The organism is Streptomyces sp. NBC_00299, assembly GCF_036173045.1.
Taxonomy (GTDB): domain Bacteria; phylum Actinomycetota; class Actinomycetes; order Streptomycetales; family Streptomycetaceae; genus Streptomyces; species Streptomyces machairae.
Genome location: NZ_CP108039.1, coordinates 7,053,227 through 7,079,842, shown reverse-complemented (window position 1 = coordinate 7,079,842; position 26,616 = coordinate 7,053,227). Strand labels below are relative to the sequence as shown.

The window sequence follows — 26,616 nt, the reverse complement described above, 5'->3', positions numbered from 1 at the left end:
CTTGTGGTGCCGTCAGACCATCAGCGAGCGGTCCGTCGGACGGATCGGCGCGGGCAGCTCGCTGGCGCCGGTCAGGAAGCGGTCGCAGCCGCGGGCGGCCGAGCGGCCCTCCGCGATGGCCCACACGATGAGCGACTGGCCGCGGCCGGCGTCACCGGCGACGAACACGCCCGGCACGTTGGTCTGGAAGTCGGCGTCGCGGGCGATGTTGCCGCGCTCGTCGAGGTCCAGGCCGAACTGGTCCGTCAGACCGTTGTCACGGTCGGGGCCGGTGAAGCCCATGGCCAGCGTGACCAGCTGGGCGGGGATCTTGCGCTCCGTGCCCGGCTTCTGGGTCAGCTTGCCGTCGATGAACTCGACCTCGGTGAGGTGCAGCCACTGGACGTTGCCGTCCTCGTCGCCCTCGAAGTGGGTGGTGGAGACGGAGTAGACCCGCTCGCCGCCCTCCTCGTGCGCGGACGTGACCTTGTACAGCATCGGGAAGGTCGGCCACGGCTGGTGCGGCGCGCGGTCCTCGCCCGGGCGGGGCATGATCTCCAGCTGCGTGACGGAGGCCGCGCCCTGCCGGTGAGCGGTGCCCACGCAGTCGGCGCCGGTGTCGCCGCCGCCGATGACCACGACGTGCTTGCCCTCGGCGGAGATCGGGGAGGTGACGTAGTCGCCCTCCTGGACCTTGTTCGCCAGCGGCAGGTACTCCATGGCCTGGTGGACGCCCTTGAGCTCGCGGCCGGGAACCGGCAGGTCACGGGCGGTCGTGGCGCCGGCGGCGATGACGACGGCGTCGTACCGCTTCTTGAGGTCGGTCGCCTTGAGGTCGCGGCCGATCTCGATGCCGGTACGGAAGCGGGTGCCCTCCGCGCGCATCTGCTCGATACGGCGGTTGATGTGCCGCTTCTCCATCTTGAACTCGGGGATGCCGTAGCGCAGGAGGCCGCCGATGCGGTCCGCGCGCTCGTACACGGCCACGGTGTGGCCGGCCCGGGTCAGCTGCTGGGCGGCGGCGAGGCCCGCCGGGCCCGAGCCGATGACGGCGACGGTCTTGCCGGACAGGCGCTCCGGGATCTGCGGCTCGACGTCACCGCTGTCCCACGCCTTGTCGATGATCGAGACCTCGACGTTCTTGATGGTGACGGCCGGCTGGTTGATGCCGAGCACGCACGCCGACTCGCACGGAGCGGGGCACAGGCGGCCCGTGAACTCCGGGAAGTTGTTCGTGGCATGCAGACGCTCGGAGGCGGCGGCCCAGTCCTCGCGGTAGGCGTAGTCGTTCCACTCGGGGATCAGGTTCCCCAGCGGACAGCCGTTGTGGCAGAACGGGATGCCGCAGTCCATGCAGCGGCTGGCCTGCTTGCTGATGATCGGCAGCAGGGAGCCGGGGACGTAGACCTCGTTCCAGTCCTTGAGGCGTACGTCGACGGGGCGGGACTTGGCGACCTCGCGCCCGTGGTTGAGGAAGCCCTTCGGGTCAGCCATTGATCGCCGCCTCCATCATCTTCTCGGTGATCTCGGTCTCGGAGAGACCGGCTCGCTCGGCGGCGTCCTTGGCGGCGAGCACTGCCTTGTACGTGCTGGGGATGATCTTGCTGAAGCGCTCGACGGCGGTCTCCCACTCGGCCAGGAGCTTCTCGGCGACCGTGGAGCCGGTCTCCTCCTGGTGGCGGCGGACCACGTCGTGCAGCCACTGCTTGTCGGTGTCGTCGAGGGCCTCGACGGCGCTCACGTTGCCGACGTTGACGTTGTCCCGGTCGAGGTCGATGACGTACGCGATACCGCCGGACATGCCGGCTGCGAAGTTACGGCCCGTCTCGCCGAGGACCACCGCGTGGCCACCGGTCATGTACTCGCAGCCGTGGTCGCCCACGCCCTCGGAGACGACCGTCGCGCCGGAGTTGCGGACACAGAACCGCTCGCCCGTACGACCGCGCAGGAACAGCTCACCGCCGGTCGCGCCGTACGCGATGGTGTTGCCCGCGATGGTCGAGTACTCGGCGAGGTGGTCGGCGCCCCGGTCGGGACGGACGATCACCCGGCCGCCGGAGAGGCCCTTGCCGACGTAGTCGTTGGCGTCGCCCTCCAGGCGCAGCGTGACACCGCGCGGCAGGAAGGCACCGAAGGACTGGCCCGCCGAGCCCGTGAACGTGATGTCGATGGTGTCGTCGGGCAGGCCCGCGCCGCCGAACTTCTTCGTCACCTCGTGGCCGAGCATGGTGCCGACCGTGCGGTTGATGTTGCGGACCTTGATCTGGGCGCGCACCGGCTGGGCGTCGGTCGCGGAGTCCGCGGCGAGCGCGTCGGCGGCGAGCTTGATGAGCTCGTTGTCGAGCGCCTTCTCCAGGCCGTGGTCCTGCTCGACCAGTGCGTGGCGCACCGCGCCGTTGGGCAGCTCGGGCACGTGGAACAGCGGGGCCAGGTCCAGGCCCTGTGCCTTCCAGTGGTCGACCGCGCGGGTCACGTCGAGGGTCTCGGCGTGGCCGACGGCCTCCTCGATGGAGCGGAAGCCCAGCTCGGCGAGGATCTCGCGGACCTCTTCGGCGATGTACTGGAAGAAGTTCACGACGTACTCGGCCTTGCCGGAGAACCGGTCCCGCAGGGTCGGGTTCTGGGTGGCGATGCCGACCGGGCAGGTGTCCAGGTGGCAGACGCGCATCATGATGCAGCCGGAGACGACGAGCGGCGCGGTCGCGAAACCGAACTCCTCGGCGCCGAGCAGCGCGGCGATGACGACGTCGCGGCCGGTCTTCAGCTGGCCGTCGGTCTGCACGACGATGCGGTCGCGCAGGCCGTTGAGCAGCAGGGTCTGCTGGGTCTCGGCGAGACCGAGCTCCCAGGGACCGCCGGCGTGCTTCAGCGAGGTGAGCGGGGAGGCACCCGTACCACCGTCGTGACCGGAGATCAGGACCACGTCCGCGTGCGCCTTGGACACACCCGCGGCGACCGTGCCGACGCCGACCTCGGAGACCAGCTTCACGTGGATGCGGGCCTGCGGGTTGGCGTTCTTGAGGTCGTGGATCAGCTGAGCCAGGTCCTCGATGGAGTAGATGTCGTGGTGCGGCGGCGGGGAGATCAGGCCCACGCCCGGCGTCGAGTGACGCGTCTTGGCGACCCACGGGTAGACCTTGTGGCCGGGCAGCTGGCCGCCCTCGCCGGGCTTGGCGCCCTGGGCCATCTTGATCTGGATGTCGTCGGCGTTCACGAGGTACTCGCTGGTCACACCGAAGCGGCCGGACGCCACCTGCTTGATGCTGGAGCGGCGCGCCGGGTCGTACAGCCGGTCCGCGTCCTCGCCGCCCTCACCGGTGTTGGACTTGCCGCCCAACTGGTTCATGGCGATGGCGAGGGTCTCGTGCGCCTCCTTGGAGATGGAGCCGTACGACATGGCGCCGGTGGAGAAGCGCTTGACGATCTCGCTGGTCGGCTCGACCTCGTCGATGGAGATCGGCTGCCGGTCGGACTTGAAGCCGAAGAGCCCGCGGAGCGTCATCAGGCGCTCGGACTGCTCGTTCACGCGCTCGGTGTACTTCTTGAAGATGTCGTAGCGACCGGTGCGCGTGGAGTGCTGGAGGCGGAAGACCGTCTCCGGGTCGAACAGGTGCGGCTCGCCCTCACGGCGCCACTGGTACTCGCCGCCTATGTCCAGCGCGCGGTGCGCCGGGGCGATGCCGGAGGCCGGGTAGGCCTTGGCGTGGCGGGCGGCGACCTCCTTGGCGATGACGTCGAGGCCGACGCCGCCGATCTTGGTGGCCGTGCCGTTGAAGTACTTCTCGACGAAGGCGGTGTCGAGACCGACGGCCTCGAAGACCTGCGCGCCGCGGTAGGAGGCGACGGTGGAGATGCCCATCTTGGACATGACCTTCAGGACACCCTTGCCGAGGGCGTAGATCAGGTTGCGGATGGCCTTCTCGGCCTCCATGCCCGGCAGGAAGGTACCGGCGCGGACGAGGTCCTCGACGGACTCCATCGCCAGGTACGGGTTCACGGCCGCGGCACCGAAGCCGATGAGCAGGGCGACGTGGTGGACCTCGCGGACGTCGCCGGCCTCGACCAGCAGGCCCACGTGGGTGCGCTGCTTGGTGCGGATGAGGTGGTGGTGGACGGCCGCGGTGAGCAGCAGCGACGGGATCGGCGCGTGCTCGGCGTCGGAGTGGCGGTCCGACAGGACGATCAGACGGGCGCCGTTCTCGATGGCGGCGTCGGCCTCGGCGCAGATCTCCTCTATGCGCGCGGCCAGCGCGTCGCCGCCGCCGTGCACCCGGTACAGGCCGGACAGGGTCGCGGCCTTGAAGCCGGGCATGTCGCCGTCGGCGTTGATGTGGATGAGCTTGGCCAGCTCGTCGTTGTCGATCACCGGGAACGGCAGGGTGACGCTGCGACAGGACGCGGCCGTCGGCTCCAGCAGGTTGCCCTGCGGGCCGAGGGAGGAGAACAGCGAGGTGACGAGCTCCTCGCGGATGGCGTCCAGCGGCGGGTTGGTGACCTGCGCGAACAGCTGGGTGAAGTAGTCGAAGAGCAGCCGCGGGCGGTCGCTCAGCGCGGCGATCGGCGAGTCGGTGCCCATCGAACCGATCGGCTCGGCACCGGCCTTGGCCATCGGCGCGAGGATGACGCGCAGCTCCTCCTCGGTGTAACCGAAGGTCTGCTGGCGGCGGGTGACCGACGCGTGCGTGTGCACGATGTGCTCGCGCTCGGGCAGGTCGGACAGCTCGATCTCGCCGGCCTCCAGCCACTCTGCGTACGGCTTCTCCGCCGCGAGCTGGGCCTTGATCTCGTCGTCCTCGATGATGCGGTGCTCGGCGGTGTCCACGAGGAACATGCGGCCGGGCTGCAGGCGGCCCTTGCGGACGACCTTGGCGGGGTCGATGTCGAGGACGCCGACCTCGGAGCCGAGGACGACGAGGCCGTCGTCGGTGACCCAGTAGCGGCCGGGGCGCAGACCGTTGCGGTCGAGCACGGCGCCGACCTGGGTGCCGTCGGTGAAGGTGACACAGGCCGGGCCGTCCCAGGGCTCCATCATCGTGGCGTGGAACTGGTAGAAGGCGCGCCGGGCCGGGTCCATGGAGTCGTGGTTCTCCCACGCCTCCGGGATCATCATCAGCACGGAGTGCGGCAGCGAGCGGCCACCGAGGTGGAGCAGCTCCAGCACCTCGTCGAAGGACGCCGAGTCGGAGGCGTCGGGCGTGCACACCGGGAAGATGCGGTCCAGCGCCTTGCCGTCGGACCCGAACAGGTCGGAGACGAGCTGCGACTCGCGGGCCACCATCCAGTTGCGGTTGCCCTTGACGGTGTTGATCTCACCGTTGTGCGCGACGAAGCGGTACGGGTGCGCGAGCGGCCACGACGGGAAGGTGTTCGTGGAGAAGCGCGAGTGGACGAGGGCGATGGCCGAGGCGAAGCGGCGGTCGGACAGGTCCGGGAAGAAGGGCTCCAGCTGGCCGGTGGTCAGCATGCCCTTGTAGACGATCGTGCGGGCCGAGAGCGACGGGAAGTACACGCCGGCCTCGCGCTCGGCGCGCTTGCGCAGCACGAAGGCCTTGCGGTCGAGGTCGATGCCCTCCGTCTGGGAGGTGCCCCCAGCGACGAACACCTGCCGGAAGGCGGGCATCGTCGAACGGGCGGTGGCACCCAGCAGTTCGGGGGCGACGGGGACCTCACGCCAGCCGAGGACGTTCAGGCCCTCCTCGGACGCGATCGTCTCGATCTGCGAGACGGCGTCCTGGGTCCCGTCCTCCGGCAGGAAGGCGATACCGACGGCATACGCACCCGCCTGGGGCAGCTCGAATTCGGTCACCTCACGCAGGAAGGCGTCCGGCACCTGGGAGAGGATGCCCGCGCCGTCGCCCGAGTCGGGCTCGGAGCCCGTGGCGCCGCGGTGTTCGAGATTGCGCAGAACGGTGAGCGCCTGCTCGACCAGCGTGTGGCTCGCCTCGCCGGTGAGGGTGGCCACGAAGCCGACGCCACAGGCGTCGTGCTCGTTGCGGGGGTCGTACATACCCTGCGCAGCAGGGCGAGCATCCATGAACGACCAGTTCTGGCCATTCGTGGAGTGCTGGGACGGCTGGCGCGGCGTACGCATCGGCTCTCCCGTCGTCGTCATCTGGCATATGCAAATTGCCGAGGGACGACGTTGGCCCTCTGCGTGAGTGCAAAATTTCGTGCAGGTTACATGATGGAGCGGTTCTCGGGAAGCGGGATAATCCGTTCCAACATGCGGACGCCACGGGCATAGAGCGGGGGTTCCGCGCACATGGCTTGAAGTATGTGGGGACCGAACGGGACAGGTCCATGTCCGTCGATCCAGGGGGCGGAGGAGGGCGTCGTCGCCCACCCCGCGAGTGCGTCACAGGCCTCATTGCCCGCAGTGCTTACGGCTCATGCCCGGTGGTTAAGCATTCGAAACCAGCGAGTAACGGCTACTTATGCGGCCCAACGCATAAGTCCGAGCCGAACTATCCTACGGCCGTTCCGAACAGGCTGCCCAGGGCGTACGTCACACCGGCCGCGGCACCGCCGAGCGCGAGCTGCCGCAACCCGCTGAACCACCAGCTCCGCGCGGTCACCTTGGCCACGACCGCACCGCACAGGAACAAACCGGCCAGCGCCAGCAGCACGGCCGGCCACAGCGCGGTCGCACCGAGCAGATACGGCAGTACGGGCAGCAGGGCGCCCAGCGCGAACGACGCGAACGACGACACGGCCGCGACCAGCGGCGACGGCAGGTCACCGGGGTCGATGCCGAGCTCCTCCCGGGCATGTACCTCCAGAGCCACTTCGGGATCGCGGGAGAGCTGCTCGGCGACGGCCTTCGCGAGCCGCGGCTCGACACCCCGAGCCTCATAGAGAGCCGCGAGCTCGGCCTCTTCGTCCTTCGGGTGCTTTCTCAGCTCCCGACGCTCGACGTCCAGCTCGGCCTCGACCAGCTCACGCTGGGAGGCGACGGAGGTGTACTCACCGGCGGCCATGGAGAAGGCGCCGGCGGAAAGACCGGCGAGCCCGCTCAGCACGATGGTCTGATGGCTGACCGCCCCGCCCGCGACACCGGTCATCAGGGCGAGGTTGGAGACCAGACCGTCCATCGCGCCGAAGACGGCGGGGCGCAGCCAGCCGCCGTTCACATCCCGGTGCGTGTGGTTGTCACGGTGCGCCTCATGCAGGGCGGCTTCGGTCTCGATGATGGCCACGAGGGTCCCCCAGAAAGCTCAGGCAGGGCTTAGGCAAGGCTGCCTTTAGACAAGTTCCATTCTTTGACAACGCCAAATCTACGCTTCGAGATTCCCTGTCGCCAGCAAGGAAAGGCTGCACTAACCTGCGGTTTTCCCTTAGAACGCTCATTCGTAGCCGGTCATGCACAGATGTCGACCGGGTGACACTGAGGCTTCCGAGGCTCGGGTCAACCGCCGACGGTGGGACATATCCGCAAAGGGCTCCGCGCCCTGGGCGGAGCCCCCGGAGGAGAGGCCACGCATGCCATCGACCGCCTGCATCCCCTCGGTCCCGGCGCCCGGGGACGCCGCCGAACTCCGCGGACGGGCACGCGGCGCACTACTGGGCCTGGCCGTCGGCGACGCGCTGGGCGCCCCCGCGGAGAACATGAAGCCCTCCGAGATCCGCGCCCGCTGGGGCCGTATCACCGGTTTCGTCACCGACAACCCCTCCGGTACGGACGACACGGAGTACGCGATCTTCTCGGGTCTCCTGCTCGCCCGCCACGGCTCGGCCCTGACCCCGGCCCATGTGGAAGCGGCCTGGCACCAGTGGATCGCCGACCGGGCCGAGGGCCCCTTCCGGGGCGCGGGGTTCAGCGAGCGCGGCACGCTGGAGAACCTCCGCCGGGGTCTTGCCGCCCCCATCTCGGCCCAGCACCGGCATGCCTGGAGCGACGGTCTCGCCATGCGGGCGGCCCCCTTCGGCGTCTTCGCGGCGGGCCGCCCGGCGGAGGCGGCCCGTCTGGTGGCGATCGACGGCTCGGTGAGCCACGAGGGCGAGGGCATCTACGGCGGCCAAGCGGTGGCGGCGGGTGTGGCGGCGGCGATGGCGGGAGCGCCGACGATCGCCGTGGTGGCCTCCGCGCTGGCGGTGGTCCCGGACGACTCCTGGACGGCTCGCTCGCTCCGCCGCGCCGTGGCGGTGGCCCACCGCGGCGAACGCGCGGTCCGCTCCGCGGTCGTCATCGGCGGCTACCCCTGGACCGACCTGGCGCCCGAGGCGGTCGCACTGGCCTTCGGGGCGTACGCGGCATCGGACGGCGACTTCGTCCAGGCGGTCCTCACGGCCGTGAACATGGGCCGGGACGCGGACACGACGGCGGCGGTGGCAGGCGCACTGGCGGGCGCGACCCAGGGTGAGTCCGCGATCCCGGCGGAGTGGGCGGCGGCGATCAGGCCGGCGCGGGGCAGCTGCCTGCCGTCGATGTCCGGGCACCACGTCCTGGATGTGGCGGAGCTGCTGGTGCCGGGGGAGGGCGGGAAGTGGGGGGCGGGGGGAGCCGTATCAGGTGAGGCCGTGGTCCCGGGCGAAGGAGTACGACGATGACGCCGCCCACCCCCTTGGACGAGGGAACCCCGATTGCGGCACCCCCGGAGCCGGCCCCGGCCCCCCTCACACACACGACCGCACCCCTGTCCACGGACACCGAGCACCGCACGCCGACACCACTCGCACCCGCCGACGGCGAGCACCCCCCACCGGGGCCACCGGCACGCGACGACGAAAGTCGCACGAGTGGTGCGGGTGGGAAACTCCAGGCCGAAGGCGAAGCCGGGGCCGGTCAACGAGTCCTCGGCCTCCTCCTGGGCCTCGCCGCAGGCGACGCCGCCGGCTGGCCCGCAGCCCGCCACAGAGCCGCCCGCATGCCCGAGTGGACCCGAAGGCTCACCCGCGAACTCGACACCTTCGCCGAACACAACGCCACCACCACCCTCCCCCTCCCCCTCGCCCTGAACCAGCCCCCGGAGCCCCTGCGCCTGGGCCCCTCCGACGACGCGGAATGGGCCGCCTTCGCAGCCGAGGCACTCCTACGCGCCGGCGACGACACGGCCCTCGGCGACCTCAGCCGAGAACGCCGCACCCGAGCCGCGATCGACCTGACCTGGAACGCCGTGGCCAGCGAGGTCGCCGCCGCAGCCGACCGCGCCCCCGAGGTCGAGTCGGCGATCCTCCCCCTGCGCGCCCGCATCTCCGTCCGCGCCGGCCTCGGCAACCTCGCCACCGGCCTGCGCCCACCCGCCACCGGCCACGACAACCCGCACTACTTCGACGACGCCGCCTGTGTCAGGGCCTGCGTCCTCGCCGTGGCCCACCCCGGCGACCCCCGCAGCGCCGCCGACCTCGCCGAGTTCGACGCCCGCTACACCCAGGACGGCGACGGCGTACACGGCGCGAGGGCGATGGCAGCGGCCCTCGCGCTGGCGCTGACCGGCGCGAGGACCGAGGCCTGCGTCAGCGCCGCGCTCGCCGAACTCCCCGAGGAGACGGAGATCGGCCGCAACGCCCGCCATGCGCTGAAGCTGGCGCAGGCCGCCGACAGCGCCTTCGCCCTGATCCCCCTCCTCGAACACCAAATCGTCGACCACGTCTACAGCTACGGCGTCGCCGCGGCCGAAACCGTCCCGGTGGCCCTGGCCCTCACGGTCGCGGCGGACGGCCGTATCGCCGAGGCGGTCCCCGCCGCCGCGTGTCTCTCCCGGGTCGCGGACTCGGCACCGGCCCTGGCCGGCGCGCTCACGGGTGCACTGGGCGGTGGCGCGGCGATCCCGGCGAGCTGGCGCGACGCGTGCCGCACCCTCTCCGGCTGCGTACTCCCCCGGCTCACCGGCACTGACCTGGTGGAACTCGCCGAACTCCTGGAAGCCACGCAACCGGCCCGACCAGGAGGATGATTCTGGGCATGACGCCCAAAGCAGAAGAAAGCGGTGGCCCGCGTCTCGACGAGCGGATCACCGGCGCCCTGGTCGGCGCGGCGGTCGGCGACGCCCTCGGCGGCCCGGTGGAGGGCTACTCCCCCGACCAGATCCTCGAACGCCACGGCGGCCGTATCCACGGCATCGTCGGGCCCTGGAACGGCGACGCCTGGCGCACGGCCCGCCCCATCGCCCCGTACCACAAGGGCGACGGGCACGTCACCGACGACACGTTGATGACGCATGCGCTGATCCGCGTCTACGGGACGGTCCGCGACCACCTCGACGCGTACGCGATCGCCGACCACCTGGTCCCGGACCTGATGACGAACCCGCGCTGGATCCCGGAACTGGAGTCGCAGGCCCTGCCCCTCCACCGCATCTTCCTGGCGGAGAAGTGGCTGGTGACGCGCCTCCACTACGGCCACGTGGACCCGCGTGAGGCGGGCGTCGGCAACATCGTCAACTGCGGGGCGGCGATGTACATGGCCCCGGTCGGCCTGGTCAACGCGGCCGCCCCGAGGGCCGCGTACACCGAGGCGCTGGACATCGCGGGCGCCCACCAGTCGTCGTACGGCCGTGAGGCGGCGGGCGTCTTCGCGGCGGCGGTGGCGGCGGCGTGCACGCCGGGCGCCACACCGGACTCGGTCGTCCAGGCCTCTCTCTCCCTGGCCAAGGACGGCACGCGGACCGCGATCGAGAAGGTCTGCGAAGCGGCCGGCGCCCACAGCGACTTCGAGTCGGCCCTGGCGCCGCTCCGGGAGGCGGTCACCCCGTACGACACGGTCGGCCCCGACTACCGACAGCCCTCGCTCGGCGCCCGCCGCCCGTCCCGCCTGCACGCCATCGAGGAACTCCCCGTCGCCCTGGGCATGTTGCTGGTCGCGAGCGGCGACTACCGCCAGGCGGTCCTGGGCGCCGTGAACTACGGCCGTGACTGCGACTCCATCGCGACGATGGCGGGCGCCCTGTGCGGCGCCCTGGGCTCATCGGTCCCGGAGGACTGGTCGAAGACGGTCGCGGAGGCCAGCCGCCTCGACCTCTGGGAACCGGCTCGCACGCTGACCGAGGTGGCTGGGGAGATCCACGCCCGTGACGTCCGCCGGCACCGTGCCCGGGAGGCGGCCTTCACCGCACTGGAGGGCCGAGCATGCTCCGGCTGACCTGGGTCCAGCCCGAGGACCTGCTCGGCCACGAACTGCGCCAGGCGGCTCTGGACGGCAGGGAGCCGTCGAGGATCGCGGCGCGGTGGAGGGCGGCGGGCGGCAGCCAGGCCCCGCTGCGGGCCGGCTCGTCCCCGGAGCCGGCGTCGAGATATCTGCGGACACTGGCGAAAGACCTGCTGGACGAACTGGCGGACCTGCCCAGCAGGTTGAACGACGACGAGCCGACGGATCTGGAGAAGATCAAGTCCCGGTGCCCGGACTGGCCGAGCGGTCCCCGTACCTCCACAGCACCGCCCGCCCCCACCCGCTACGAGGCCGCCTGGCTGGGCCGAGCCGTCGGCTGCCTTCTGGGCAAGCCCGTGGAGAAACTCCCCCTCGAAGCCATCCGCCAACTGGCCGCATCCACCGGCAACTGGCCCCTGAGCACCTACTTCACCGCTCGCGGCGTTCCCGAGGACGTCCTCACCGCCCACCCGTGGAACCGCCGCTCGGCGACCACCTCCCTCGCCGAGAACATCGACGGCATGCCCGAGGACGACGACCTCAACTACCCCTTGCTCAACCTCCTCCTGCTGCAACGCCACGGAAAGGCCTTCACCACCGCCGACGTGGCCCGCCTCTGGCTCGACGAACTCCCACCGGGCCGCACCTTCACAGCCGAGCGCATCGCCCACCGCAACCTCCTCCTCGGCATCGAACCCCCGCACACGGCCCGCCACCGCAACCCCTTCCGCGAATGGATCGGCGCCCTCATCCGCGCGGACGTCCACGGCTGGACCAACCCCGCCGATCCGGCCGCCGCGGCCGAACAGGCCCACCGCGACGCCACCCTCACCCACACCGCCAACGGCGTCTACGCGGCGATGTTCACGGCGGCGGTCATCGCACAGGCGGCGACGGCGACGGGCCCTCAGGACATCCACGCCTGCCTGCGCACCGGCCTCAGGGTGATCCCGCCGAACTCCCGCCTGGCCGAGGCGATCCACCACGCCGTCCGGCTCGCCGGGACCCACGAGGACTTCGACACGGTCGTCGACGAACTCCACGCCGCCCACGCGGACACCCACCACTGGGTCCACGCCATCCCCAACACCGCCCTGATCGCCGCCGCCCTCACCCACGCGGACGGCGACTTCACCGGCTCCGTCTGCCGTGCCGTGTCGGGAGGCTGGGACACGGACTCCAACGGCGCGACCGCGGGCAGCATCGCCGCGCTCCTCGCCGGCACCCCCACCGCCCTCCCCGACCGCTGGACAGCCCCTCTCAAGAACCGCCTCGCCACCTCCGTCGCCGACTTCAACGGCACCGGCTTCGACACACTCGCCCGGCTGACGCACGAGCTCACCCACCGGCTCACCCCCTTGGAGGCCGCTCACCCATGACCGACATCGTCGTGCTCGGCAGCACGAACATGGACCTCGTCACGTACGTCGAGAAGGCCCCGCAGCGCGGCGAGACCGTGACGGGCCGGGAGTTCCGTACGATCCCCGGCGGCAAGGGCGCCAACCAGGCGATCGCGGCGGCCCGCGCGGGCGGCAACGTCCTGATGATCGGCGCCGTCGGCAACGACGCCTACGGCACCCATCTGCGCTCCACCCTCGAACACTCCGGCGTGGACACCGACGACCTCCGCACGGCCGACGGCCCCTCCGGCACCGCACACATCGTCGTGGACGACGAGGGCGGCAACGCGATCGTCGTGATCCCCGGCGCGAACGGCACACTGGACCACCTCGGCCCGGGCGACGAGGGCGTCATCGCCTCCGCCGACACGCTGCTGCTCCAGTTGGAGATCCCGCTGGCCGCGGTCCTCGCCGGCGCCCAGGCGGCCCGCCGCCACGGGGTGCGCACGATCCTCACCCCGGCCCCCGCACAGCCTCTGCCGGACGAACTCTTCGCCGCCGTCGACCTGTTGGTCCCCAACGAACACGAGGCCGCCACCCTCACCGGCCGCACGGACCCCCGCGACGCGGCCATCGGGCTGCTCGACCTGGTCCCCGCGGTCGTCGTCACCCTGGGCGCGCTCGGCAGCCTGTACGTCAGCCGCGGCGCAGACCCTGTGACCGTCCCCGCCCCGAAGGTCAACGCCGTCGACTCCACCGGCGCCGGCGACACCTTCGTCGGCGCCCTCGCGGTGGCGCTCGGCGAAGAGCGGCCCATGCACGAGGCCCTGGCCTGGGCGGCCGCGGCAGCCGCCCTGTCGGTCCAGCGCGAGGGCGCCACGGCGGCGATGCCGTACCGCCCCGAGATCGAGGAACGGTACGCGTCATGACCGAGGCATCGCAGGCAACCCGGGTGACGGAAACCGCCAAGGCTCCGCTGACCGGCCTCCGTGTCCTCGACCTGGCCACTCTCTTCGCCGGTCCCCTCGCGGCCACGATGCTCGGCGACTTCGGCGCGGAGGTCGTCAAGGTCGAGCACCCCGAGAAGCCGGACCCCTCCCGTGGCCACGGCCCGTCGAAGGACGGCGTCGGCCTGTGGTGGAAGGTCCTCGGCCGCAACAAGCGCACGATCACCCTGAACCTCTCCAAGCCCGGCGGTCGCGCCACCCTCCTGCGCCTGGTCGCCACCGCGGACGTCGTCATCGAGAACTTCCGCCCCGGCACCCTGGAGAAGTGGGACCTCGGCTGGCCGGAGCTCTCCGCCGCCAACCCCCGGCTGGTCCTCGCCCGGATCACCGGCTTCGGACAGTTCGGCCCCTACGCCCATCGCCCGGGCTTCGGCACCCTCGCCGAGGCGATGAGCGGCTTCGCCGCGCTCACCGGCGAACCGGACGCGCCCCCGACGCTCCCGCCCTTCGGCCTGGCCGACTCGATCGCGGGCCTCGCCACCGCGTACGCCGTGATGACGGCCCTGGCCGCGCGCGAGCGCACCGGCGAGGGCCAGGTCGTCGACATGGCCCTCATCGAGCCGATGCTGCTGGCGCTCGGCCCGCAGGCGACCTGGTACGACCAGCTCGGCTACGTCCAGGAACGCACCGGCAACCGCTCCGCCAACAACGCCCCGCGCAACACCTATCGCACCGCGGACGGCACCTGGGTCGCCGTCTCCACGTCGGCCCAGTCGATCGCCGAGCGCGTGATGCACCTGGTGGGGCGCCCCGAGCTGATCGACGAGCCGTGGTTCGCGACGGGCGCCGACCGGGCCCGCCACGCCGACGTCCTCGACAAGGCGGTCGGCGACTGGATCGCCCGCCACACCCGCACCGACGTCCTCGCGGCCTTCGACAAGGCGGAGGCGGCGGTGGCCCCCATCCAGGACGTACGGGACGTGATGACGGACCCCCAGTACGCGGCCCTCGACACGATCACCACCGTCGACGACCCCGAACTGGGTCCGCTCCGCATGCAGAACGTCCTCTTCCGCCTCTCCGCCACCCCCGGCACGATCCGCTGGACGGGCCGCCCGCACGGCGCGGACACGGACGAGATCCTCACCGATCTGGGCCTGACGGCCTCCGAGCTGACGGCCCTGCGCGAGGAGGGCGCGCTGTGACGCCCTACCCCCTGACCTGGCTGTACGCCCCCGGCGACCGCCCTCATGTGGTGGCCAAGGCCCTGACGTCCGGCGCCGACATCGTCATCGTCGACCTGGAGGACGCGGTCGCCCCGGACCGCAAGGACTACGCCCGGTCGGCCACCGCCGACCTGCTCGCCGAACCGGATCACCCCGTCCCCGTCCATGTCCGCGTGAACGCCCTGGACACTCCGGCGGCGGCCAAGGACCTTCAGGCTCTGGCCACGCGCCCCGGCCTGTCCGGCATCCGTCTGCCCAAGGTGCGGTCCGCCGACCAGATCGTCCACCTCGCGGAGACCACGCCGCCCAGCGCGGGGGGCGCCCCGCCGCTGCACGCCCTGCTGGAGTCCGCCCTGGGCATCGAGCGCGCGTACGCGATCGCCTCCGCCCATCCGTCCCTGCGCGGGATCGCCCTCGGCGAGTCGGACCTGCGGGCCGACCTGGGAATCCGGGGCGACGCGGGCCTCGACTGGTCCCGCTCCCGGGTCATCGTCGCGGCCAGGGCCGCGGGCCTGGCCCCACCGCCCCAGTCGGTCCACCCCGACATCCGTGACCTGGACGGCCTGGCGGCAACCTGCGCGCACGGCCGTGCCCTGGGCTTCCTGGGCCGTACGGCCATCCACCCGCGCCAGCTCCCGGTGATCGAACGGGCCTACCTCCCCACGGAGGAAGAGCTGGAGCAGGCGGAGACGATCATCAAGGCGGCGGCCACGAACTGCGGCGCCCAGGCCCTCCCGGACGGAAGCTTCATCGACGCGGCGGTGGTCGCGACGGCCCAGCGAACCCTGTCCCTGGCGCGACGCACCTGAATACACGACGAGGGCGCCCGGCACACCTCTCGGTATGCGGCGGGCGCCCTCGTCGACGTACGACCGACCGTCAGCTCTTCTTGGCCGACTCGGCCGCGTCGCTGGATTCCTTCTTGCTCTCCGCGTCCGATGCGTCCGACGTGTCAGAGGTGTCGGAGTCGTCGGACGCCTCCGAGGCCTCCGATGCCTCCGAGCGGTCCGAAGAGTCCGGGGAGTCCGTCGCGGCCTTCTCGCCGTCGGCCTCGTCACCGCCCTCGACCTCACCGTCGGCGGTGGCACCCGGCTCCACGACCTCTTCCCGGCCGGGCCGCTTCTTCGCGGACACCACGAGGTACGTCACCGCCAGCGCGAACACGATCAGCGCGGTCCAGACGTTGAGCCGCAGGCCCAGGATGTGGTGGGCGTCGTCGACCCGCATGTACTCGATCCAGGCGCGCCCCGCGCAGTACGCGGCGACGTACAGCGCGAACGCCCGGCCGTGGCCCAGCTTGAAGCGGCGGTCGGCCCAGATCACCAGCAGGGCGACACCGATGCACCACAGCGACTCGTACAGGAACGTCGGGTGGTAGGTGCCCGGCACCCGCCCGTCCGTCGAGGACGTGATCTCCAGCGCCCACGGGAGGTCGGTCGGCCGCCCGTAGAGCTCCTGGTTGAACCAGTTGCCCCAGCGGCCGATCGCCTGGGCGAGGGCGATGCCGGGGGCGACGGCGTCGGCGTACGCGGGCAGCGGGATGCCACGGCGGCGGCAGCCGATCCACGCGCCCAGCGCACCGAAGGCGATGGCGCCCCAGATGCCGAGGCCGCCCTCCCAGATCTTGAAGGCGTCCACCCAGTCGCGGCCCTCGCTGAAGTACAGCTGGTAGTCCGTGATCACGTGGTAGAGGCGCCCGCCGACCAGGCCGAACGGCACGGCCCAGACCGCGATGTCGGCCACCGTGCCGGATCGCCCGCCCCGGGCGATCCAGCGTTTGTTGCCGAGCCAGACGGCTACGAAGACACCGATGATGATGCAGAAGGCGTAGCCGCGCAGCGGAATGGGACCGAGGTGGATCACCCCGCGCGACGGGCTGGGAATGTAGGCAAGTTCCATGGCAAGGTCGACGCTACCCTGCCGGGCGGCAGCGATGTCAGGCAGCCCGGCTACGGGTCCATAACAGGCAGTGCCCGCAAGTGGCCCTGCCCTGGGGGTCACCCCTTGGCGGCCTCCTCCACCATCTGCTTCAGCTTGGCGGGGGTCATCGTCTGGTCCTGGTAGATGTTCTTGCCGTTCAGCAGCACGGTCGGCGTGCCGCTGAAGCCGCCCTTCTTGAAGGCCTCGTTGGACTTGTCGACCCAGCTGTTGTGGGTGCCGTCCTCGACGCACTTGCGGAAGGCGGGCGTGTCCAGGCCCTTCACCTTGCCCGCGAGCTCCAGGAGCTTGCTGTTCTTGGCGAAGGCGTCGTCGGGCTCGGGGGGCTGGTTCTGGAACAGCACGTCGTGGTACGGCGTGAACTTCCCGGCGTCCTGGGCGCAGGCCGCGGCGTTGGCGGCGTTGCGCGAGCCGGTGCCGCCCATACCGCCGTCGATGATCGTCGCCAGGTGGTAGTCGACTCTGAGCTTTCCGGAGTCCGTCAGCTCATGAATCGTCGATCGGTAGGCCTCTTCGAAGGACTTGCAGGCCGGGCAGCGGAAGTCCTCCCAGACCGTGAGCGTCGACTTGGCGCTCTCCTCGCCGACCGGGATCGCGAGGCCGTCCTTGCCCTGCGCACCCGAGGGCCCCACGACCGGGCCCGACGACTCGCTGCTGTCGTCCTTGCCGGCGTTCGCCGCGACGACTCCGATCACCGCCGCGAGTCCGAGGACGCAGACGACGCTCGCGCCCACGATCAGCGCGCGGCGCCGCTTGTCGGCGGCCTTCTGCTTCTCACGCTCGACCGCCAGCCGCTCCCGGGCGGTCCGCTTTCCGTCACGATTCTTTTCGCTCACACCCGCAGAACGAACCGGGGAGGCGCTGCGCGCCTCCCCGGCCTCAGGTCCACCCGTTCGAGCGACTCGTACGGAAGACCCTTCGTCTGAAGATGTATTCCGCTGCCGAGAACACTGCGCGGAACACTGCCTACGCCTGCCCGCGCACGCCCTTCGCCAGCTCACCGGCGAGCGCCCGCACGGCCTCGACGCCGGCCGCGTCGTCCGGCGCGTCCAGCATCCGCTTGACGAAGGCCGAGCCGACGATCACGCCGTCGGCGAAGCCGGCGACCTCGGCGGCCTGCCTGGCGTCGGAGACGCCGAGCCCGACACAGACGGGCAGGTCGGTGCCGGTGGCCCGGGTGCGCTCGACCAGGTCCTGGGCCTGCGCGCCCACCGACTCGCGGGTACCGGTGACGCCCATCAGCGAGGCGGCGTAGACGAAGCCGCTGCCCGCCGCGGTGATCTGCGCGAGCCGCTCGTCCTTACTGCTGGGCGCCACGACGAAGACCGTCGCGAGCCCGTGCTTCTCGGCGTGCTCCCTCCAGAGGGCGGCCTCCTGCACGGGCAGGTCGGGCAGGATGCAGCCCGCGCCGCCCGCTTCCGCCAGCTCGGCGGTGAAGCGCTCGACGCCGTAGCGGTCGATGGGGTTCCAGTACGTCATGACGAGGATCGGCTTGCCGGTGGCCCCGTGCGCCTCGCGGACGGTACGCATGGCATCCGCGATCCTGACCCCGCCCTTGAGGGCGATGTCGTCGGCGGTCTGGATGACGGGGCCGTCGAGGACGGGGTCGCTGTGCGGCAGACCGACCTCGACGACGTCCGCGCCGCCGTCGAGTGCGGCCTTGATCGCCTCGATTCCGCCGTCCACGGTGGGGAACCCGGCCGGCAGGTAGGCGATGAGCGCGGAGCGGCCCTCGGCCCTGGCGGCGTGCAGGGTGTCCGTCAACAGCTGGATGTTTCCGCTCACTTGGCGTCCCCCTGGATCTCGGCGGCGCCACCGTTGGCATCGGCGGCGACCTCGGCGTCGGTGTCGTAGAGGCCGAAGTAGCGAGCGGCCGTGTCCATGTCCTTGTCGCCGCGCCCGGACAGGTTGACGACGATCAGCCCGTCCTTGCCCAGCTCCCGGCCGACCTCCAGGGCCCCGGCGAGCGCATGGGCGCTCTCGATGGCCGGGATGATGCCCTCGGTCTGCGACAGCAGGCGCAGCGCCTGCATGGCGGCGTCGTCGGTGACCGCGCGGTACTCGCCGCGGCCGCTGTCCTTGAGGTACGAGTGCTCGGGGCCGATGCCCGGGTAGTCAAGACCGGCCGAGATCGAGTACGGCTCGGTGATCTGGCCCTCGTCGTCCTGCAGGACGTAGGAGCGGGAGCCGTGCAGGATGCCGGGCTCGCCCGCGGTGAGGGTGGCCGCGTGCTCGCCGGTCTCCACACCGTGGCCCGCCGGTTCGCAGCCGATCAGGCGTACGTCCGCGTCGGGGATGAAGGCGTGGAAGAGGCCGATGGCGTTGGAGCCACCGCCGACGCAGGCGACGGCGGCGTCGGGGAGACGGTCGGCGCGCTCCAGGATCTGGCGGCGGGCCTCGACGCCGATGACGCGGTGGAAGTCGCGGACCATGGCGGGGAAGGGGTGCGGGCCGGCGACCGTGCCGAAGAGGTAGTGGGTGTGGTCGACGTTGGCGACCCAGTCGCGGAACGCCTCGTTGATGGCGTCCTTGAGGGTGCGGCTGCCGGACTTCACGGCGATGACCTCGGCGCCGAGCATGCGCATCCGGGCCACGTTGAGGGCCTGGCGCTGGGTGTCGATCTCGCCCATGTAGATGGTGCAGTCGAGGCCGAACAGTGCGCAGGCCGTCGCCGTGGCGACGCCGTGCTGGCCGGCGCCGGTCTCGGCGATCACGCGGGTCTTGCCCATGCGCTTGGTGAGCAGTGCCTGGCCGAGCACATTGTTGATCTTGTGGGAGCCGGTGTGGTTGAGGTCTTCCCGCTTCAGGAAGATCCGTGCGCCACCGGCGTGTTCGGCGAACCTGGGCACCTCGGTGAGGGAGCTCGGGCGGCCGGTGTAGTTCACCAGCAGGTCGTCGAGTTCCCGGGCGAACTCGGGGTCGTGCTTGGCCTTGTCGTATTCGACGGCCACCTCGTCCACGGCGGCGACGAGGGCCTCCGGGATGAACTTGCCGCCGAAGGCACCGAAGTAGCCTTCGGGGGTGGGGACTTGACCCTCCGGGTCGGGGATGAAGAAGTCGCTGGGCATGCGTGTACCTCACGGTGAGTTTGTGGAGAGATCACTAATCGCCGTGGGGGCGGGGCTTCGTCAGTCGGCTGCCGGCCGGCTGTGGCTTGTCGCGCTCACGCGGCGGTAGTCGCAAATCAAACAGAGCCCCGCACCCCTGGAGGCCTGCTGCCATCGACGGCCGTTGACCTGCCCGGGTTCATCACCGATGACGTACCTGACCCTGCGTCCGTGCACGCGGCGTGCCGGAGCGCGGCAGCCCCGGGGCCGGCAGCCGCGCGCCAGGCGGGCGTGCCGGTCCACTGTGGTCACGGTGAGAGTCATCGGAGCCAGCCTAGCGAATGATCAGCTGCGCCCGTGCCGCAGTGCGGGGTGCTCGCCCGCCGCGACCAGGTCGGAGACCGCCGACTTCGGGTCCTTCCCCGTCACCAGGGACTCGCCCACCAGGACCGCGTCGGCGCCGGCGTTGGCGTAGGCGATGAGGTCGTGCGGGCCGCGGACGCCGGACTCGGCGATCTTGACGAGGTTGGCGGGGATCTCGGGGGCGACGCGCTCGAACGTCCCGCGGTCGACCTCCAGGGTCTTCAGGTTCCGCGCGTTGACGCCGATGATCTTCGCGCCCGCGTCCACGGCACGCTCGACCTCGTCCTCGTCGTGCACCTCGACCAGCGGGGTCAGGCCGATGGACTCCGCGCGCTCGATCAGCGACTCCAGCGCCGCCTGGTCGAGGGCCGCGACGATCAGCAGCGCGAGGTCGGCGCCGTAGGCCCGGGCCTCCCACAGCTGGTACGACGTGACGATGAAGTCCTTGCGCAGGACCGGGATGTCCACGCGCGCGCGGACCGCCTCCAGGTCGGCCAGCGAGCCGCCGAAGCGGCGCTGTTCCGTCAGCACGGAGATGACGGCCGCGCCGCCCGCCTCGTAGTCCGCGGCGAGCCCGGCCGGGTCGGCGATCGCGGCCAGCGCGCCCTTGGAGGGGCTGGAGCGCTTGACCTCGCAGATGACCTTGACGCCGTCGCCCTTGAGCGCGGCGACCCCGTCCTTGGCCGCGGGCGCCTTCGCCGCGCGCTCCTTGAGCTCGTCGAGGCTGACGCGCGCCTGCCGCTCCGCGAGGTCGGCACGGACTCCGTCGATGATCTCGTCGAGCACACTCACGCGAGCGGCCCCCTTCCAGACGGTTGACTGAGAAAGCGGTACGAAACCTATGGTCACTGCGATGGTATCCGCAGGAGGGCGTAGGCCCCGCATCCGGTTGACGCCGGTCCCACTACCTGGACGTTCCTCGATTGATCAAGGATGTAGCCAGCCACCGAACGGCAGGTTCCGGACAACCGTGAAGACCAGCAGCAACGCGCCCGCGGCCCACAGCTGCACCGGCCCGAGATCGATCCTGAAGGGCCGCCCGCGCACCGCACGGACCACCCAGACGGTCCACACCACGGCGAAGAGCCCGTAGCCGACGACGGCCAGGGCGTTGTCCTGCAGCGCCGCCGCGAAGTCCCCGTGGGCGACGGCATGCGCGCTGCGCAGTCCGCCGCAGCCGGGGCAGTAGATGCCGGTGAGCCGCAGGAGCGGACAGGCGGGGTAGTGGCCGGGCTCGTTCGGGTCGACGGCACCGACGTAGGCGAAAGCGCCGGCCACGGCTGCGAGGATCCCGGCCGGTACGGCCAGCCGTCCGAGCACACTCCCGGTGCCGGGCGGCGTCACCCTCTGGCTGTTGGCGTTCACACCATGCATTGTGCCCGCACACGCGTGAGGGGCGCCCCCCGCGCCCTGTTTCGGCGCCGGGTCGCCCCTCAGCGAAGTCGCACGTGTGTCAGCTCTCGACGCCCGCCGGCTCACGCTGCTGCTCGATGAGCTCCTGGTGCGCGTTCTTGGGCTGGCCGAGTCCCATACCGCGCATGATCCAGCCGATGACACCGCCGAGGACCACGACACCGAGGCCGGCCCAGAAGCCCGCGGGCTGAGCCAACACCATGAAGGCGCCCGAGACGCAGAAACCGATGAAGGCGATCGTGACACCGGTCCAGGCGGCCGGGGTGTGACCGTGGCTGCTGCCCGCCATTGCTTGCTCCTCGTTGCTGTGTACGTGTCGTACGTGGTTGAGCCGGTCGCTCGCAGTCATTGTCCCGCACGCGTGCGCGTGCGGTGATCGGGGGTCACGGCGCGGCCGGACGGGTCTCAGGCTCCGGTCGGGTCCTCGCCCCGGTCGAGGGCCTTCCACAGCTCCTCGGGCCGGTCGGGGTCGGCGGCCGGGGCCTTCCTGCCGCGCGGCCGGGGTGCGCCGGAGCGCTCGTAGCGGCCGGACATGCCGGGCCACAGCCGGCCGTAGCGCAGGGCCAGCAGTCCGGCGAGCAGGATCAGGGCGCCGCCGACGGCCGCGACATACGGCCAGGCGGTGTGGGTGAGCGCCTGGACGGTGGCCGAGGTGTCGCCGGAGGCCTGCGCGGCCTTCTCGTCCAGCGCGGAGCTGTCGGAGGCGCCGAAGAGGGCCGCGGCGACGGTGCCGGCGCCGGAGAGCGCGAGCAGTCCGGCGACCATGAAGCGGCCGGTTCGGCGGACGGCGAAGACGGCGACGAGCGCGGCGAGCCCCACTATGGCCAGGGCCGCTGGGACGCCCGTGACGTCGCTGCCCTTGGCGGTCAGGGGGAACGCGCCGCCGGGCACCATCGCGGTGCCCTCCGACCAGCGCTGCCGGGTGGAGAGCAGCGCCACGGCCGCGCCGAGCGCACCGCACAGCAGGGCGACGGCGAGGCTCAAACGGCCGGCCCGGGCGGAAGCCGGGGCTTCGGAACGGGGAGGAGGAACAGCAGTCACGTACCCCACTATCACCCGAACCCCGAACGATCAGACACCCGGGGTTCAGGTGATGGCCGCCACCCGGGTGCACGGACGGCGGCCGCGAGGGGTCGGTGAGGGTCAGTTGAGCCGGTTCGCGGTGTGCACGGCCCGCAGTACGGCGGCCGCCTTGTTGCGGCACTCGGTGTCCTCGGCGACGGGGTCGGAGTCGGCGACGATGCCTGCGCCCGCCTGGACGTACGCCGTGCCCTGCCGCAGCAGGGCCGTACGGATCGCGATGGCGGTGTCGGAGTCGCCCGCGAAGTCGAGGTAGCCGACGCAGCCGCCGTACAGCCCCCTTCTGGACGGCTCGAGTTCGTCGATGATCTGCATCGCGCGGGGCTTGGGGGCCCCCGATAGGGTGCCGGCCGGGAAGCAGGCCGTCAGGACGTCGAAGGCGGTGCGGCCCGGCGCGACGCGGCCCGTCACCGTCGAGACGATGTGCATCACGTGGGAATAGCGCTCGATGGACATGAAGTCGACGACCTCCACCGAACCCGGCTCGCAGACCCGCCCCAGGTCGTTGCGGCCCAGGTCGACGAGCATGAGGTGCTCGGCGCGCTCCTTGGGGTCGGCGAGCAGCTCCTCGGCGAGGGCCTGGTCCTCCTGCGGGGTCGCCCCGCGCCACCGGGTGCCGGCGATGGGGTGGACCATGGCCTGTCCGTCCTCGACCTTCACGAGGGCCTCGGGGGACGAGCCGACGACGTCGAAGCCGTCGAACCGGAAGAGGTACATGTACGGCGACGGGTTGGTCGCCCTGAGGACCCGGTAGACGTCCAACGCGCTTGCCGTGCACGGCGTTTCGAAGCGCTGGGAGGGGACCACCTGGAAGGCCTCGCCGGCCCGGATGCGCTCCTTGATGTCCTCGACGGCCTCCTGGAAGTCCTCGCCGCCCCACAGGGCTGTGTACTCGGGGAGCTCCGAGGGCGGCAGCACCGCCGGGGGCTGGGGGACCGCGCGCGAGAGGTCGGCCTGCATGGCGTCGAGGCGGGCGATCGCGTCGGCGTAGGCCTCGTCGACGCCCGTGTCGAGGTCGTTGTGGTTGATCGCGTTGGCGATCAGCAGGACGGACCCCTCCCAGTGGTCCATGACGGCGAGGTCACTGGTGAGCAGCATGGTCAGCTCGGGCAGCTTCAGGTCGTCCCGCTCGCCGGGGCCGATCTTCTCCAGCCGGCGCACGATGTCGTAGCCGAGGTAGCCGACCATGCCGCCGGTGAAGGGCGGCAGGTTCAGGTCGTGGGCGAGGTCGCGCGGGGTGTGCAGGGCCTCGATGGTGGCGCGCAGGGCGGCCAGCGGGTCGCCCTCGACGGGGACGCCGACGGGCGGGGCGCCGAGCCAGTGGGCCTGTCCGTCGCGCGCGGTGAGCGTGGCCGCGGAGCGGACGCCGACGAACGAGTAGCGGGACCAGGACCGGCCGTTCTCCGCGGACTCCAGCAGGAAGGTGCCGGGGCGCTCGGCGGCGAGCTTGCGGTAGAGCGCGACCGGGGTGTCGCCGTCGGCGAGGAGCTTGCGGGTGACCGGAATGACGCGGCGGTCGGTGGCCAGCTTGCGGAACGTCTCGAGGTCCATGGCGGCTGACCCTACTGATCCGCGGCCGGTGCGCCGGAATCGGTGCCGGGAGGGCCGGCGGGGCCGTCCTTGAGCAGCACGTCCTCGTCGAAGCAGGTACGCGCGCCCGTGTGGCAGGCCGCGCCCACCTGGTCGACCTTGACGAGCACGGTGTCGGCGTCGCAGTCCAGGGCCACGGACTTCACCCACTGGAAGTGGCCGGAGGTGTCGCCCTTGACCCAGTATTCCTGGCGGCTGCGCGACCAGTAGGTGCAGCGGCCTGTGGTGAGCGTGCGATGCAGCGCCTCGTCGTCCATCCAGCCGAGCATGAGCACCTCTCCGGTGTCGTACTGCTGGGCGATGGCGGGCAGGAGTCCGTCCGCGCTGCGCTTCAGGCGCGCGGCGATCTCGGGGTCCAGCGGACTGGGCTGACGGGGCGTGCTGGTGGTCATGCATGCCATTGTGCCAAGCGCGACTGACAGTGACGGGCTGCTGTCCATTGGGCGGACCCGGTACGCGGTCGTAGGCTGACTCCATGTCGACTTTCGCCAAGCGTGAACGACTTATCCTGGCCGACCTCTTGGAGGCCGAGGGCCCCGAGGCCCCCACCCTCTGCGAGGGCTGGACGACCCGTGATCTGGCTGCGCACGTCGTGGTGCGCGAGCGCCGCCCCGACGCCGCCGCCGGCATTCTGATCAGGCCGCTCGCGTCGCGCCTGGAAAGGGCGATGGAGGAGTTCGCGGCCAAGCCGTACGAGGAGCTGATCCAGCTCATCCGCACCGGCCCGCCCCGCTTCTCGCCGTTCCAGCTCAAGCAGATCGACGAGGCGTCCAACACGCTCGAGTTCTACGTCCACACCGAGGACGTCCGCCGCGCCCGGCCCGACTGGACGCCGCGCGAACTCGACCCGGTCTTCCAGGACGCCCTCTGGTCCCGCCTGGAGCGCTCCGCCCGCCTGATGGGCCGCACCGCCCCCACGGGCGTGGTGCTGCGCCGCCCAGACGGCCAGACGGCGGTCGCCCACCGCGGCACCCCGGTCGTCACGGTGACCGGCGAGCCTTCCGAGCTGCTGCTGTTCTCCTACGGCCGCCAGAGCGCCGCCAAGGTCGAACTGGACGGCGACGCGGACGCCATCACCAAGCTGCACGCGACGAAGCAGCTCGGCATCTAGCCGGGGCTCGGGAAGCGGTTCGCGCGCTGCGCCGGTCGGCGGGGGCGGTTCAGCGGGCCGACGGCGCGGCGGTCTGCACAGGTCAGCGAGGCAGTGCGCACGGGCCGATCGTGGCGCCGGTCAGGAGAACGTGAGCGGGGCGACGCCGAGGCTGGTGATGGTCGATGCCGATGACGGTCGCCGAGGACGTGCCTCGGCCGACGGAGGCCCCGTCGGAGAGGGCCACGGCGACGGCCCGCCGGTCAGCGAGGTAGTTCCGCCCTGCGCAGGCCCCGGGCGAACAGGCCGACCGTCCCGCCGAGCCCGCAGACGGCCGCGCTGGCGACGAAGACCGGGCCGGTGCCCCACAGGCCGATCGCGGCGCCTGTCAGGGGGAACGTGAGCGGGGCGACGCCGAGGCTGAAGAAGGTCGCCACGGACGTGACACGGCCGACGTAGGCCGGGCCGGACTCGGCCTGCAGCAGCGCCCCGCACAGGACGCCGTTCAGACCCGAGATGAGGCCGATGGACAGGGCCACGGCGACGGCGACCGCGACGTTCGGCACAAAGGCCAGGGAGCCGATCGCCGCCGCGCTGACCACGCCTGACACGGACAGCACGAGCCCCGCGCGCGGGACGCGCCCTCGGGCGGTGAGGAGCAGCGAGGCCGCCCCCGCGCCCGTGCCGAACCCGGCGAGCACCCAGCCGACTCCCCCGGCTCCCCAGCCTCGCTCGTCGGCGAGCAGGGTCAGGCCGACGTTGAGCGGGCCGACGAAGCCGAGGTCGCTGAGCGCGATGACGACGATCAGCGGCAGCAGAACGCGGTGGCCGCGTATGTGGCGCAGACCGCCGGTCAGGTCGCTCCACGCGCTGCCACGCGCGTGTGCGTCGTCCGCGGGCTGCCTCGCCACCCGGAGCGCGATCAGCAGCGGCAGCGAGGCCGCGAACAGGAGCCCGGCCAGGCCGAATGCCCCCGCGGTGCCCCCGAGGGCCACACCGAGGCCGCCGAGCGGTGCGCCGACGACGTTGGCCAGCCGGACGGCGAGGCTCCGCATGCCGTGCACCCGGGCGAGCCGGCCGCGTCCGGTGATCCGGGTCGGCAAGGCACCCAGGGCGGGCATCATCACGGCGTCGACGGCCCCGAAGACCAGCGCCAGCACGGCCAACGGCCACAGACCCGGCCGGCCGACGAGCAGCAGCACGGCGACCGCGAGAACCGCCGCGCAGCGCACGGCGTCGCTGCTGATCAGCACCCTGCGCGGGCCGAACCGGTCGGCGACCACTCCCCCGCCGAGCAGCAGCACGGCCCGCGGCACCGCACTCAGCGCGGTGACCAGGCCGGCCTGCGCGGGCGTACCGGCCTGGACGGCGGCCCAGGACAGGGCGAGGTAGTAGACGTTGTCGCCGACGGCCGACGAGGCGTACGCGCCGAGCCAGCGCAGCACGTTGGGGTCGCGGTGGGCTGCGCGTTCCGCCCCGGCGGCGGTCGTGGAGCCGGTCTGCGTCGAGGTCACGTCGGT

The 26,616-nt window shown here is 71.7% G+C and carries 23 protein-coding genes; 8 read left to right on the top strand and 15 right to left on the bottom strand.

From position 1 onward, the window contains the following. Positions 1-12: 12 nt before the first annotated feature. The 3 genes from OHT51_RS31505 to OHT51_RS31495 form a co-directional block, all read right to left on the bottom strand. On the bottom strand, positions 13-1,473 hold the full coding sequence (locus OHT51_RS31505; protein ID WP_328882295.1) for a glutamate synthase subunit beta: 1,461 nt from the start codon (positions 1,471-1,473) through the stop codon (positions 13-15). Next, positions 1,466-6,070, bottom strand: a complete 4,605-nt coding sequence (gltB, locus tag OHT51_RS31500; RefSeq protein ID WP_328884506.1) for a glutamate synthase large subunit — start codon at positions 6,068-6,070, stop codon at positions 1,466-1,468. Before gltB ends, OHT51_RS31505 begins: the two co-directional genes overlap by 8 nt. Positions 6,071-6,443: 373 nt before the next feature. Then, positions 6,444-7,175: a VIT1/CCC1 transporter family protein gene (locus OHT51_RS31495; protein ID WP_328882294.1), complete on the bottom strand. Its 732-nt coding sequence runs from the start codon at positions 7,173-7,175 to the stop codon at positions 6,444-6,446. A 283-nt stretch (positions 7,176-7,458) separates the two neighbouring features. Here OHT51_RS31495 and OHT51_RS31490 point away from each other — a divergent pair, with 283 nt between their 5' ends. Genes OHT51_RS31490 through OHT51_RS31460 form a run of 7 tightly spaced genes read left to right on the top strand, consistent with a single transcriptional unit; the run spans position 7,459 to position 15,384 of the window. Further along, the gene (locus OHT51_RS31490) at positions 7,459-8,526 is read left to right on the top strand and encodes an ADP-ribosylglycohydrolase family protein (RefSeq protein ID WP_328882293.1); all 1,068 of its coding nucleotides are present in this window, start codon (positions 7,459-7,461) and stop codon (positions 8,524-8,526) included. After that, the gene (locus OHT51_RS31485; protein WP_328882292.1) at positions 8,523-9,872 is read left to right on the top strand and encodes an ADP-ribosylglycohydrolase family protein; all 1,350 of its coding nucleotides are present in this window, start codon (positions 8,523-8,525) and stop codon (positions 9,870-9,872) included. Before OHT51_RS31490 ends, OHT51_RS31485 begins: the two co-directional genes overlap by 4 nt. Positions 9,873-9,880: 8 nt before the next feature. Next, positions 9,881-11,056: an ADP-ribosylglycohydrolase family protein gene (locus OHT51_RS31480; protein WP_328882291.1), complete on the top strand. Its 1,176-nt coding sequence runs from the start codon at positions 9,881-9,883 to the stop codon at positions 11,054-11,056. Next, positions 11,044-12,441 (top strand): ADP-ribosylglycohydrolase family protein, encoded by a 1,398-nt coding sequence (locus OHT51_RS31475; protein ID WP_328882290.1) that lies wholly within the window; start codon positions 11,044-11,046, stop codon positions 12,439-12,441. Before OHT51_RS31480 ends, OHT51_RS31475 begins: the two co-directional genes overlap by 13 nt. Then, positions 12,438-13,331 carry a ribokinase gene (rbsK, locus tag OHT51_RS31470; protein ID WP_328882289.1) on the top strand — a complete coding sequence of 298 codons (894 nt, stop codon included), beginning with the start codon at positions 12,438-12,440 and terminating at the stop codon, positions 13,329-13,331. Before OHT51_RS31475 ends, rbsK begins: the two co-directional genes overlap by 4 nt. Beyond that, positions 13,328-14,554, top strand: coding sequence for a CaiB/BaiF CoA transferase family protein (locus OHT51_RS31465; RefSeq protein WP_328882288.1), 1,227 nt, complete (start codon positions 13,328-13,330; stop codon positions 14,552-14,554). Before rbsK ends, OHT51_RS31465 begins: the two co-directional genes overlap by 4 nt. Continuing rightward, the gene (locus tag OHT51_RS31460) at positions 14,551-15,384 is read left to right on the top strand and encodes an HpcH/HpaI aldolase/citrate lyase family protein (RefSeq protein ID WP_328882287.1); all 834 of its coding nucleotides are present in this window, start codon (positions 14,551-14,553) and stop codon (positions 15,382-15,384) included. The genes OHT51_RS31465 and OHT51_RS31460 overlap by 4 nt, the downstream gene beginning before the upstream one ends. Positions 15,385-15,454: 70 nt before the next feature. Here the strand turns inward: OHT51_RS31460 and lgt are convergent, their stop codons facing one another. The 11 genes from lgt to hisI all read right to left on the bottom strand — a co-directional run bounded on the left by lgt (position 15,455) and on the right by hisI (position 24,407). Further along, on the bottom strand, positions 15,455-16,474 hold the full coding sequence (gene lgt, locus OHT51_RS31455; RefSeq protein ID WP_328882286.1) for a prolipoprotein diacylglyceryl transferase: 1,020 nt from the start codon (positions 16,472-16,474) through the stop codon (positions 15,455-15,457). A gap of 98 nt (positions 16,475-16,572) precedes the next feature. Further along, positions 16,573-17,349, bottom strand: coding sequence for a DsbA family protein (locus tag OHT51_RS31450; protein ID WP_328882285.1), 777 nt, complete (start codon positions 17,347-17,349; stop codon positions 16,573-16,575). Positions 17,350-17,479: 130 nt separating this feature from the next. Continuing rightward, positions 17,480-18,298 (bottom strand): tryptophan synthase subunit alpha, encoded by an 819-nt coding sequence (gene trpA, locus OHT51_RS31445; protein ID WP_328882284.1) that lies wholly within the window; start codon positions 18,296-18,298, stop codon positions 17,480-17,482. Continuing rightward, on the bottom strand, positions 18,295-19,581 hold the full coding sequence (trpB, locus tag OHT51_RS31440) for a tryptophan synthase subunit beta (protein WP_328882283.1): 1,287 nt from the start codon (positions 19,579-19,581) through the stop codon (positions 18,295-18,297). Before trpB ends, trpA begins: the two co-directional genes overlap by 4 nt. 60 nt (positions 19,582-19,641) lie before the next feature. Next, the gene (trpM, locus tag OHT51_RS43415; RefSeq protein WP_383246013.1) at positions 19,642-19,884 is read right to left on the bottom strand and encodes a tryptophan biosynthesis modulator TrpM; all 243 of its coding nucleotides are present in this window, start codon (positions 19,882-19,884) and stop codon (positions 19,642-19,644) included. A 21-nt stretch (positions 19,885-19,905) separates the two neighbouring features. Further along, on the bottom strand, positions 19,906-20,715 hold the full coding sequence (trpC, locus tag OHT51_RS31435; protein WP_328882282.1) for an indole-3-glycerol phosphate synthase TrpC: 810 nt from the start codon (positions 20,713-20,715) through the stop codon (positions 19,906-19,908). 135 nt (positions 20,716-20,850) lie between these two features. After that, a complete protein-coding gene (locus tag OHT51_RS31430; RefSeq protein ID WP_328882281.1) occupies positions 20,851-21,297 on the bottom strand; it encodes a DUF2752 domain-containing protein in 447 nt (148 codons plus the stop codon). A gap of 79 nt (positions 21,298-21,376) precedes the next feature. Beyond that, positions 21,377-21,625, bottom strand: coding sequence for an HGxxPAAW family protein (locus tag OHT51_RS31425; protein ID WP_328882280.1), 249 nt, complete (start codon positions 21,623-21,625; stop codon positions 21,377-21,379). Between the two features lie 116 nt (positions 21,626-21,741). Then, positions 21,742-22,386, bottom strand: a complete 645-nt coding sequence (locus OHT51_RS31420; RefSeq protein ID WP_328882279.1) for a TIGR02234 family membrane protein — start codon at positions 22,384-22,386, stop codon at positions 21,742-21,744. A 93-nt stretch (positions 22,387-22,479) separates the two neighbouring features. Continuing rightward, positions 22,480-23,967 (bottom strand): anthranilate synthase component I, encoded by a 1,488-nt coding sequence (locus OHT51_RS31415; RefSeq protein ID WP_328882278.1) that lies wholly within the window; start codon positions 23,965-23,967, stop codon positions 22,480-22,482. Between the two features lie 11 nt (positions 23,968-23,978). After that, on the bottom strand, positions 23,979-24,407 hold the full coding sequence (hisI, locus tag OHT51_RS31410; RefSeq protein ID WP_443052612.1) for a phosphoribosyl-AMP cyclohydrolase: 429 nt from the start codon (positions 24,405-24,407) through the stop codon (positions 23,979-23,981). Positions 24,408-24,481: 74 nt separating this feature from the next. On the opposite strand from hisI, the gene OHT51_RS31405 reads away from it, so the two are divergent. Further along, positions 24,482-25,117, top strand: a complete 636-nt coding sequence (locus OHT51_RS31405; protein WP_328882276.1) for a TIGR03085 family metal-binding protein — start codon at positions 24,482-24,484, stop codon at positions 25,115-25,117. A 242-nt stretch (positions 25,118-25,359) separates the two neighbouring features. On the opposite strand, the gene OHT51_RS31400 is transcribed toward OHT51_RS31405, so the two are convergent. Beyond that, complete coding sequence (locus tag OHT51_RS31400) at positions 25,360-26,610, bottom strand: MFS transporter (RefSeq protein ID WP_328882275.1); 1,251 nt, start codon at positions 26,608-26,610, stop codon at positions 25,360-25,362. Between the last annotated feature and the right edge of the window lie 6 nt (positions 26,611-26,616).

Excerpts from the sequence above, each read along its gene's own strand:
- OHT51_RS31505 (WP_328882295.1), bottom strand. The coding sequence starts at position 1,473 with ATGGCTGACCCGAAGGGCTTCCTCAACCACGGGCGCGAGGTCGCCAAG.
- gltB (WP_328884506.1), bottom strand. The coding sequence starts at position 6,070 with ATGCGTACGCCGCGCCAGCCGTCCCAGCACTCCACGAATGGCCAGAAC.
- OHT51_RS31490 (WP_328882293.1), top strand. The coding sequence starts at position 7,459 with ATGCCATCGACCGCCTGCATCCCCTCGGTCCCGGCGCCCGGGGACGCC.
- OHT51_RS31485 (WP_328882292.1), top strand. The coding sequence starts at position 8,523 with ATGACGCCGCCCACCCCCTTGGACGAGGGAACCCCGATTGCGGCACCC.
- OHT51_RS31480 (WP_328882291.1), top strand. The coding sequence starts at position 9,881 with ATGACGCCCAAAGCAGAAGAAAGCGGTGGCCCGCGTCTCGACGAGCGG.
- OHT51_RS31475 (WP_328882290.1), top strand. The coding sequence starts at position 11,044 with ATGCTCCGGCTGACCTGGGTCCAGCCCGAGGACCTGCTCGGCCACGAA.
- rbsK (WP_328882289.1), top strand. The coding sequence starts at position 12,438 with ATGACCGACATCGTCGTGCTCGGCAGCACGAACATGGACCTCGTCACG.
- OHT51_RS31465 (WP_328882288.1), top strand. The coding sequence starts at position 13,328 with ATGACCGAGGCATCGCAGGCAACCCGGGTGACGGAAACCGCCAAGGCT.
- lgt (WP_328882286.1), bottom strand. The coding sequence starts at position 16,474 with ATGGAACTTGCCTACATTCCCAGCCCGTCGCGCGGGGTGATCCACCTC.
- trpB (WP_328882283.1), bottom strand. The coding sequence starts at position 19,581 with ATGCCCAGCGACTTCTTCATCCCCGACCCGGAGGGTCAAGTCCCCACC.
- trpM (WP_383246013.1), bottom strand. The coding sequence starts at position 19,884 with ATGACTCTCACCGTGACCACAGTGGACCGGCACGCCCGCCTGGCGCGC.
- OHT51_RS31430 (WP_328882281.1), bottom strand. The coding sequence starts at position 21,297 with ATGCATGGTGTGAACGCCAACAGCCAGAGGGTGACGCCGCCCGGCACC.
- OHT51_RS31425 (WP_328882280.1), bottom strand. The coding sequence starts at position 21,625 with ATGGCGGGCAGCAGCCACGGTCACACCCCGGCCGCCTGGACCGGTGTC.
- OHT51_RS31415 (WP_328882278.1), bottom strand. The coding sequence starts at position 23,967 with ATGGACCTCGAGACGTTCCGCAAGCTGGCCACCGACCGCCGCGTCATT.
- hisI (WP_443052612.1), bottom strand. The coding sequence starts at position 24,407 with ATGGCATGCATGACCACCAGCACGCCCCGTCAGCCCAGTCCGCTGGAC.
- OHT51_RS31405 (WP_328882276.1), top strand. The coding sequence starts at position 24,482 with ATGTCGACTTTCGCCAAGCGTGAACGACTTATCCTGGCCGACCTCTTG.